10 protein-coding genes are annotated in these 9,000 nt (G+C 33.0%); 7 read left to right on the plus strand and 3 right to left on the minus strand.

Annotation, left to right across the window (positions count from 1 at the left end; all coding sequences use genetic code 11):
* Nucleotides 1–276 precede the first annotated feature (276 nt).
* The 3 genes from LDX54_RS09575 to LDX54_RS09585 form a co-directional block, all read right to left on the minus strand.
* A complete protein-coding gene (locus tag LDX54_RS09575; protein ID WP_038521144.1) occupies nucleotides 277–516 on the minus strand; it encodes a hypothetical protein in 240 nt (79 codons plus the stop codon).
* Between the two features lie 25 nt (nucleotides 517–541).
* Nucleotides 542–1,045, minus strand: coding sequence for a hypothetical protein (locus LDX54_RS09580; protein WP_038521147.1), 504 nt, complete (start codon nucleotides 1,043–1,045; stop codon nucleotides 542–544).
* A 400-nt stretch (nucleotides 1,046–1,445) separates the two neighbouring features.
* Nucleotides 1,446–1,964: a hypothetical protein gene (locus tag LDX54_RS09585; RefSeq protein WP_038521150.1), complete on the minus strand. Its 519-nt coding sequence runs from the start codon at nucleotides 1,962–1,964 to the stop codon at nucleotides 1,446–1,448.
* Nucleotides 1,965–2,337: 373 nt separating this feature from the next.
* On the opposite strand from LDX54_RS09585, the gene LDX54_RS09590 reads away from it, so the two are divergent.
* The 7 genes from LDX54_RS09590 (at nucleotide 2,338) to LDX54_RS09620 (ending at nucleotide 8,686) form a co-directional block, all read left to right on the plus strand.
* On the plus strand, nucleotides 2,338–3,339 hold the full coding sequence (locus LDX54_RS09590; protein WP_052059623.1) for an SLAP domain-containing protein: 1,002 nt from the start codon (nucleotides 2,338–2,340) through the stop codon (nucleotides 3,337–3,339).
* Nucleotides 3,340–3,534: 195 nt separating this feature from the next.
* A complete protein-coding gene (locus tag LDX54_RS09595) occupies nucleotides 3,535–4,584 on the plus strand; it encodes a helveticin J family class III bacteriocin (protein ID WP_046333027.1) in 1,050 nt (349 codons plus the stop codon).
* Nucleotides 4,585–4,694: 110 nt separating this feature from the next.
* Nucleotides 4,695–4,958, plus strand: coding sequence for a hypothetical protein (locus LDX54_RS09600; protein ID WP_038521153.1), 264 nt, complete (start codon nucleotides 4,695–4,697; stop codon nucleotides 4,956–4,958).
* Nucleotides 4,951–5,268: a phage holin, LLH family gene (locus tag LDX54_RS09605; protein ID WP_038521156.1), complete on the plus strand. Its 318-nt coding sequence runs from the start codon at nucleotides 4,951–4,953 to the stop codon at nucleotides 5,266–5,268. The genes LDX54_RS09600 and LDX54_RS09605 overlap by 8 nt, the downstream gene beginning before the upstream one ends.
* Nucleotides 5,269–5,897: 629 nt before the next feature.
* On the plus strand, nucleotides 5,898–6,041 hold the full coding sequence (locus LDX54_RS09610) for a hypothetical protein (protein WP_158593833.1): 144 nt from the start codon (nucleotides 5,898–5,900) through the stop codon (nucleotides 6,039–6,041).
* A 1,373-nt stretch (nucleotides 6,042–7,414) separates the two neighbouring features.
* Nucleotides 7,415–8,023, plus strand: a complete 609-nt coding sequence (locus LDX54_RS09615) for a hypothetical protein (RefSeq protein ID WP_038521159.1) — start codon at nucleotides 7,415–7,417, stop codon at nucleotides 8,021–8,023.
* 21 nt (nucleotides 8,024–8,044) lie between these two features.
* Nucleotides 8,045–8,686 carry a hypothetical protein gene (locus LDX54_RS09620; protein ID WP_038521162.1) on the plus strand — a complete coding sequence of 214 codons (642 nt, stop codon included), beginning with the start codon at nucleotides 8,045–8,047 and terminating at the stop codon, nucleotides 8,684–8,686.
* The last annotated feature ends 314 nt before the right edge of the window (nucleotides 8,687–9,000 follow it).

Here is a 9,000-nt window from a genome sequence, read left to right on the forward strand (position 1 = left end):
CAAATAAGCTGGTATGAAGCAATTGGTCTAATTGTGAAATTACCAGGTAATGAAAAAAGGGAAGGCTGTTAAATCAGTCTTCCCTTTTGCTATACGGCTTCAAATTCACAAACATTTTTTTGCTGCAGTTTGAAGCCTTGTAGCACTAAGTTTCGTAGCAACTTCGCTTAATGTACATTATGTTAAGTTGCTTTGGTATATATGGAATTATTTTTTTGATTAGGTATTTAATCTGCTTAATTTGTAATTAATTTGCGTATTTGAGTTTTGGTTTGCTTATTTTTTGTTATTTTTGAAGAATATCATCCATTCATAAACACATGTAATAACTGCTATTAGATAATCATACCAATGAAAAGCTTTTGAAAAGCCCACTAAAGAGAGGAGAAACACAGCAATCAACGCTAAAGTAAAAAGGATAGGCATAGCAAGCGTCATATTGTATCTGGCAAGCCAAGTATCGATTGGCAGAAGCTCTAGAGCCAAGATAATGATTATTATTAAAGTAGTATTCATGTTATAGTCACACCTTTTAGATTATTTAAAGATAGATAAATACGACTGTTCGTGCCGTCCAGTAAGCGACTGTGCTGTTAAGGTGAAGATAATGAATTAGCGCATATCGTATACCATCTTCAGCTTTACCTTCATAATCAGTTAGAAAGTTTACAAAAGCTTTTAGTGGCTTAGTTTTTAAACTGTTACCAGTAATTTTAGCAACGTATTTGGCAATTTTCTTAATTGTTTCTAACTTTAAGCCACGTGTCAGGTTATTGTTTTGTTCAGTAATTTTGTCTTGTAAGAGAGTATTCTGCTGCTCCTCATTAAGTCCAGCACCATTAACAATTTGATCAAACTCATCTTGTTGATCTTTAGTTAATGAACCGTACAATGCCCCATATGAACTGTTGTTTTGATTTTCATTGGAATTACTTACGGAGTTGTCCGTAGCAGCAAATGTATTTACTACAGTTGTTGCCATGGTCGTTCCTATAAAACTTGCTGCCCCAAGAGAAATTCCCAATTTTTTAATGGTACTTTTCATAATAGTACGCCTTTCATAATATTTTAGATCAATGTCGACATTGATATTAAAACCATAGTTCAGTATAAAAATTTATCAACAAATAATATTAAAAATAATCATGTATATATAAACATATAGTTCGTTAAATATCCAGTTAATTTGTGCTTTATAATATGAAATTATCAAGTTTTTCAAAGATTAATAACTAGAAGATAAAATAAAAAATGACTCTTACAAGTCATTTGAAATATTGATTACTTATTAAAAAAATACAGTGAAAATTAATATTATAGTGGGTGAAATTATTGTCAAAATAACTTTGAATACGTTACTTTTAAACATTAAGTTCCCTATTGTTAGCGAATGATTATAAGTCAGTTAGAAGTGATCTTAAGATGCCTCAAGGTCTTATGCCCAATTATTTAAAAATCTTTTGCCACCAGTGTTCATTTTTTCGAACTGGCTCTTTTAGTTCATTATCAATGTTTCTTTCCTTACGTTCTAAAGAGCCCTGCTCTTTTATCTTTTGGTCTCTGCCATGTAACTGTTGTTGTTGGTTCATAAGCTGCATTAACCGATCAAACTTTTTTCCTAAAGCCCTATTAGCTTCTCTTAACTCTTTATTCTGCTCCTCGATTTTACTTAAATATCGATTATTAAGCTGATCAATTTCTTCTTGTTGTTTCGCTACTTTTTCTTCCAAATGTCTGACGTAATCAGTTTTACTAATTGATCTAGCAGAACCTACTTCACCATTTTTAAAATGAGCAATGACTTTCTTCGCTTCTGATTCATCAAGAACCATTTTTCTATTTTCTTTTTTATATATTATCTTATATTTTTTTATATACGAATTAATCCTTGTTCTATATCTTGCTACTTCTTTATTAGATGCTGTAGGTACTATTATATCAATTATTTCTCTTATATCTTTCATATATATTTCTCTTATATTGCTATATATTACTATATATTTCTATATATTATTATATATCAATAACAGGACGAAGTCCTCAAAAGAGTAAAGAGGGTTTTATTAAAACATAGAAGCACACGTAGATTTCAAAAGTGTAGATATACAAAAAGGCAATCCAAATGGATTGCCTAGACGTCTAGTATGTCTCTTTTGCATGCGAGGATCGCACTTTATTTTTCACGAAGTTTTTTATAAATCTTTTAAAACTGATAGCCATTTGGCTTAGCACTACTTCGACTAATATTTATATTAGGTTGCCTGGTCCAGTAAAGGTAGCCTTAATAGACAATTAACCAGATAGCTATTAGAATTTAAGGATAAAGGAGTAATTACAATGAAAATTAACAAAAAATTGTTTATTAGCTTATTAGCTGGAATATTGACAACAACATCATTAGCAGTTACTACAACTAATATTGATCAAGCTCAAACTACTACGTCAAATGTAAATTCTGAGCAAGGCAAGCTAACCTTGAATCATAAGACTCGTGTTTATAACAAAAAGGGTAAGAAAAAGTATTCTTATCTTAAAACGAATGGGCTGCTAAAAAAGGGTGCTTTAGTAAGATATGTTGGCAAAATTAAAGCCCTATCTGATCCAGATACCAAGCGTTATTCCTTTAATGACAAAGATATGAACTGGTATTATCTACCATATAAAACAATTAAAGGTAAACAATACTACAACATCGGTCATGGCGGTTATATTAAAGCTATAAATGTTGATAGTATCAATGGAAATAAGTTATTTACTAATTATGCTACTGTTACAATAGCATCATCGCCATTTTCTTCTGATAAAGATTTTACAAAAGCAAATCTTGTTAATAATAAAGGTGAATTTACCAATAAATATGTCAAAAAGGGTACGAAACTAGTGGTTGATCGTCGCAGTAATAGAGAAGAACTAGCAGGGACGACTAAAATTGATATGCTTGATAATGGAGTTCTAGAAGTATTCCGCATAAAAAACAATAAAAAATTGTTTGTTTTAAGAGACGACCTTAAAACGCAGCCTCGTCAGCAACTAATACCGTATACTAATATCATGCATGTAAGATTTGTGAATGACGCATATCTTTATAATATAAAAGGAGAATTTGCGGACGATTCATGGTTTAGTTCAGGTGATACGGTTTCGGTTACAGGATTAAGATATATATGGGTTCCAGCAGATAAAAAAGCAGAACTATTTTATGAAGTTTTAGATTCACCTTCATCGATGTCAAACTGTAATTTTGTGAAAGCTTCGACTGCTAAATATACTTTTGGCAATCATTTAAAGCCAATAAATACAGCAGCTGATGTCACGCCAGCCAACATAGAAAAAATATAAAAGAATAAAGTTAAATATAAAAAGCAATGAATCCTCATTGTTTTTTTTTTGCTTAAAACTTGCACAATTCCTCCAACAAAGAATTAAGCCGACATTAGTCGGCTTAATTCCTCCTTACGTGCTATTTTAATTATGATCTCGAGATTAAAGATTTGGATAGATAATTATTTTTTCAATTAGTAAAGGAGTTTCGATATGAGAAAAGTATCTAGTGTAACGCCAAGTTTGAAATATGAATTGAATGGTCTCCATCAGGTAGTTGTTCAAAAAGGTAATGTAGCAACTAAATATATATATGCGTTGCAGCAATTGGCCAAAGGTACAGATACTGTAGTTTATAGAGCAAGAAAAGATGGATTTAATGCACAATTTACAAAAGGCGAAAAGCATTTTCGGTTATTTTTAAAGGGTGCTAAAAAGAGTGGTACAGCAGGTTCTCATACACAAACTTGGGAATATGCTGGACCTAACGGCAATGGTGAGTGGTTTATTGGTACAAAACCTAAAAAACTTTCAAGCTCTAAATATTACTGGGCTACTCAAATAGCAAGGGTAAAATTTCAAAATAAAAAATATACGAAAAATACACAGATGCCTAGGTTGTCAGCTCTTAATAGAGCAGGAGCAGGCTATGATGATAATGTAGTTTATCCAGGAGTTAATTTGCTTAGATCCGAAGCTGCGGTTTCTCCAAATTATCTAGATATGTTGATTGTTACTATTGATACAAGTGGAACGGCTCATTTTGGTTTCTACTCAGTGAATGAAATTAATAAAGCTCTCAATGGTGGTCCTACAAATTATCCGCTTGATCAATTTCGTTGTTCTTATGCATTTAAAATTGAGAATTTTACATCTGCTGTTGGATCAATTCAGGGCTTTGATATAGACGATAAAAAAAATATCTATATTTCAAGTGAAGCTGCACCTAAAACAGATGATGTAGGTCAAGGGGTAGCTCAAGATCGTTATATTTATAAAATACCTTATGGTTATCAAAAACTGCCGAATGGATTAGTGGATTGGAATAGCACAGAGAACTGGCATAGAATTAATTTGAATGCTAATAATAATGATCACAATAATGGTTCAGTCTTAGATCGGAGTAAATTTGTTACTGAGTTTGAAAGTATTCAAGTAATTAATAAAAATGATGCATATTTAACGGTCTCATATCATGACGCAACTACATTAAAGACTTTGCACAGTAGAATTTATGAAATTACTTGGAATGACCCAGAGTAGTAATAAGTTTTATAAATAGATCATAAAATATTTAAAAGTCTCAAACAGCTCACTTACTGTTGAGACTCTTTCTTTTATACAAACCAAAATAGCAAGGAGGAATATGCATAATGTATAAAAAACTGATAATTTTGCTAACCTCAACTGCCTTTTGTGGACTCGTTTCAATGCTAATCAATTTTTATCAGTGGCATGTAAAAACAAGAAATACTGCAAATGATAAAGAACGGCGACGATTATATAACGAAGTAAAATACTATCGTACAAAGTTTCTTAATGATGAAAATGAAATTGATCATTTAAAAGAAAAAATTCGTAAATTAAAGGCAGCACAATTTACTACTGTCAAGGAGAGAAGTGATATTGATGGATAAATTAACGTCTATTTTACAATTGTTAAGCACGCTAGCTGTAATAATTGCGTTTATTCTTGTTGGTATTTATCCATATATTAAAGAACGTAATAAATCTTTAGCAGATAAGTTAGATGTATGGTATAAGCTTGCTCAAGTTTTAGTTAACGAGGAAGCTATTAAAAGTGAGAAATCTGGTGCAGATAAAAAACAGACAGCTACTGATACATTAATGATCCAAGCAAAAAAGTTAAAAGTACCATTAACCAAGAATGTGGCTGCTGGATTGGTACAAAATGCTTATAATCAAACTAAAACAAGACGTAGTTGAATGCCTACAAAGCAGATTTAGCAAATTGCGTAAATCATACAAGAACTTAATGAGCAGGTAGTTGAATTATATAATTTATTAGATTAATGATAATTAGCCATTAAAACACGCTGGCAGCAATTTGTTGTTAATCTAGAAAGCTTTTAAGCTTGATAGAATACTACTCTCAGTCTAAAAGACTATTAATTTTAAAAAAATTAGTAGAATTTGATATTTCTATGGTATGATTACTTTAACAAGCAAATAAAATGCCTTGATTGCCAATAAGGACAATCAAGGCATGAAAAAAGCTAATCTCAAACTTTTGCAGGGTAACAGATTAGCTTCATCAATTAAATTAAGTATAACAAAAATACTTAAAAATTCAAGAGATGAAGTTAAAAAGACCTTCGAGTTAAAAGATTAGCCCGGAGGTCTTTTCCGTTATCAAGCGAACCAACAGGACAAAGTTGAAAAAAGGGACAGGTTTAATAGAGCCATTTCAAGTAATAAATCTATTTCCGAAAGCACGTAACGAATGCAGTGGGGCAAGTGGCGGTGACGACCAGCAGTTAAGCGAACCAGGTCAGGGCGGTACAGACGACTACTGTCTGGTCAGAATTACTCATGCGTAAGGCGAGCAGGCAGCAGTGGAACATACGGCAGTAGCAAGGACAGAACATAGTACGAGGTACTATTGGCTGGGGTTAGCATATGGCGTTGCCCAGACCTTCAGATCATATTTTGGAGCGACAAAAAACAACGGCTCGGCTACTGTGCAGGGCGTTTTTTAGCTTAAATGTATGCTGGTTCTTTGTGACCAGATTAGTAACCAACAATCGACAAAGCGGTTAGTTAGATAGTTTCTTCTCCTTATCGCAAGGGGAAATTACCTAACTAACCGCTTTGCGGTTATGTTAGTTACCTTATGGGGCCAGTGTGCCCACTGCAGGGAACAGTAATTGGCAGTTTAGGTTAATTATTTGATCTTGTTTTAGGTTTAGGTGGAGCAGCTGGCGTAGTAGATTTTGGTTCAGCAGTCTTTCATGGTTTATTTGCAGGTTAGGGTGTCGAGTAGTGTTTTAGTTTTGCTTGTAGGAGATTAACCTGGTTTTTTGTGGCTGTTTATTTGTTTGGAAAAAGTTGTTTTATTGCTTGTACCTTGGAATTTCACAAATTCCTAGGAAAGAGCATAAGGGAAACTGCTATCACTTACTTAACGTAAGGTGAGAGCTTGGCGGTGCCAAGCGTTTTCTAACAGCAGCTGCCTGCTAGCACTTTTTTTGCGAAATATCCCACCGTGGGACTGTTGTGAATATTGGTGTAGAGCCAAAAGCCTCATCTGGGTTTGTGAAAGGGAGCTGACAGTCCCACATTGGGATTGTTACAAATCCTGGTAGAGCAGCATTCTTCTAAAGGCAAAGATCGTATCAAAAACCGTATTTTAGCTCCGCTGAATGCCAGGTTCACTTTAGATGTAATGGAGAGCGGGGGGGTAAAAAATAAAAGTAGGCAAAATAGTTGAGGAATGATTTTGTTTACTTTTAAAAAATTGGGACAGTCATTTTTGCTAGGAAGTCGTCCATTTGGTGGAAAATCAGGTGTAAGTATACCCGGGGGCGAAAAAACGGCTCACAGGGGCTAATAGGGGCTAAATTAGGCAAGCTGTTGTTGGTAAGTTAGAAGAGAATAAAAAATAAATATATAAAAAAAGCGATCCTTGTGGACCGCCTTAGACGTCTTGCAAGTGACTGAACCTGCTTACACGTTTAGTTAAACATGTCTGACGTTATCTAATTCTATAAAAATTATATCATGAAAATAAAAATTTGGTAAAATAATCCTGCGCGTTTAGTGCACTATCTTGAGAAGTTGACTGGCTTCTCATAAAGGAGGTGAAAAGACGTGTCTGATGTTCTAATTCTAATTCTTTTGTATCTTGTAATTACCGCAATTCGAGATGTGTTGAATATCGTCAAAGATATTCTTAACGAACTACTTAAGTAGTACAAAAGTGAGGCCTAAGATTTTATCTTAGGCTATTTTTATAGGTATAAATAATTGAATAAAATTAATTAAAGATATATAATCTCGATATTAAAATATTAATTTATTAAGGCATTATATCATTATAATATTTTAATATACGTTTATAGGAGAATTAATTATGAAATTTAAGTATGTTGTTGGATTAGGTGTTGCTGCTGCAACCTTTGCGACAGTTGCAACTCCATTAGCGGTAACAAGTGTCAAAGCTGAGGCAACAAGTGATAGTGTAGAAAGTCCTGTTTCTAAATATGATATAAATCCTGTAGCAAACTATGATAACGATTCATTAAGACAAATTGCAATTAATAATAATTTAGATTTGTCTGTAGTTGAAGCTTTAAATGATAATATCGATCCCGATAAAGCCTTACCTAATGGTACGCCTATTTATTTGCCACAAAATGTTGGCTCTGTAGAAAACGTAGTAGGACCTCAGGCGTTCGGACCTTATGATGGTGTACCAGCAAGTATTAAGAAAAAATATTATGATAGTTTAAGTAGTGCAGAACGTTCAGCTAAACTTTGGATTGCAAAGAGAGAATCAGGATACAATTATTATGTTTCTAACGGTACGCATTACGGTCGCTTTCAGTTAGATAAAGCATATCTTAATGGCGACTATAGTATAGCTAATCAAGAAAAAGCTGCTACGATATATATTCACAAACGTTATAGTGGAAGTTGGGTAAAAGCTAAAGCATTTTGGCAAGCTCATGGCTGGTATTAAATCAAAGTAGGTTGGGTAAAAATGAAAAGATCACTTAGTATAGCAGCATTTGCAGCTGTTTTTGGTGCAAGCTTGATATTTAGTGCAACAAGCAGTAATTATGTGCCTGTTAAAGCAGCTGACGTAAGCGATACAAATACTGTAGTCAATAATCAGGGTGTGTCTGATAAAACATGGTCTAACAAACTGACTAAAGCTGGCTATGTTTTCAAGTTAGCTAAAAATATAGCTACTACTGATGGCGGATTGTATCAAAGAAAAAATGGCTTACTTAAAAAATATAGTTTGAAGCATGCTAAAAAAGTTTTCGCTAAAAACATGTTATTCAAAATAGATCGCGCTATATCAGTAGAAAATGGTTCTTTAGTTCATATTGTGTCGCAAAATGGCAAATATAAGTTTTGGACTAATTTTTTAACCGGGACATACAATGTAAATGGTCATAAAAAATCTCTTAAACCATTAATAAAAACCGAAGTAGAAATGATCACTAATACTTCTAAAGAGAAAATAGCAAAAAAGCTAGTCACTGCCGAAAAATTGGCTAATAAATTAAAGGGTTCAGATAAAAAATTGGCTCAAGAATCAATTACTCAATTGAAGCAATGGATTGATAATGAAGTTTTTGCTAATATTCCTGTTCTTCTAATTGGTAGCCTGTAAGACAAGTAAACAAGTTTTTAATTTACTGCTGCTATCAAAGTGATTTTCTTATTAATTTACGAAGCATACGGAGCAATTTAAAGTTAAAGATTAAAAGTAACAAATAAGCTGGTATGAAGCAATTGGTCTAATTGTGAAATTACCAGGTAATGAAAAAAGGGAAGGCTGTTAAATCAGTCTTCCCTTTTGCTATACGGCTTCAAATTCACAAACATTTTTTTGCTGCAGTTTGAAGCCTTGTAGCACTAAGTTTCGTAGCAACTTCGCTTAATGTACATTATGTTAAGTTGCTTTGGTATATATGGAATTATTTT

The sequence above is a fragment of the Lactobacillus sp. IBH004 genome (assembly GCF_026185255.2).
GTDB lineage: Bacteria > Bacillota > Bacilli > Lactobacillales > Lactobacillaceae > Lactobacillus > Lactobacillus melliventris.

What these genes read in the sequence shown, in the direction of transcription:
- LDX54_RS09575 (WP_038521144.1), bottom strand. Translation starts at nt 516, where the DNA reads ATGAATACTACTTTAATAATAATCATTATCTTGGCTCTAGAGCTTCTG.
- LDX54_RS09580 (WP_038521147.1), bottom strand. Translation starts at nt 1,045, where the DNA reads ATGAAAAGTACCATTAAAAAATTGGGAATTTCTCTTGGGGCAGCAAGT.
- LDX54_RS09585 (WP_038521150.1), bottom strand. Translation starts at nt 1,964, where the DNA reads ATGAAAGATATAAGAGAAATAATTGATATAATAGTACCTACAGCATCT.
- LDX54_RS09590 (WP_052059623.1), top strand. Translation starts at nt 2,338, where the DNA reads ATGAAAATTAACAAAAAATTGTTTATTAGCTTATTAGCTGGAATATTG.
- LDX54_RS09595 (WP_046333027.1), top strand. Translation starts at nt 3,535, where the DNA reads ATGAGAAAAGTATCTAGTGTAACGCCAAGTTTGAAATATGAATTGAAT.
- LDX54_RS09600 (WP_038521153.1), top strand. Translation starts at nt 4,695, where the DNA reads ATGTATAAAAAACTGATAATTTTGCTAACCTCAACTGCCTTTTGTGGA.
- LDX54_RS09605 (WP_038521156.1), top strand. Translation starts at nt 4,951, where the DNA reads ATGGATAAATTAACGTCTATTTTACAATTGTTAAGCACGCTAGCTGTA.
- LDX54_RS09615 (WP_038521159.1), top strand. Translation starts at nt 7,415, where the DNA reads ATGAAATTTAAGTATGTTGTTGGATTAGGTGTTGCTGCTGCAACCTTT.
- LDX54_RS09620 (WP_038521162.1), top strand. Translation starts at nt 8,045, where the DNA reads ATGAAAAGATCACTTAGTATAGCAGCATTTGCAGCTGTTTTTGGTGCA.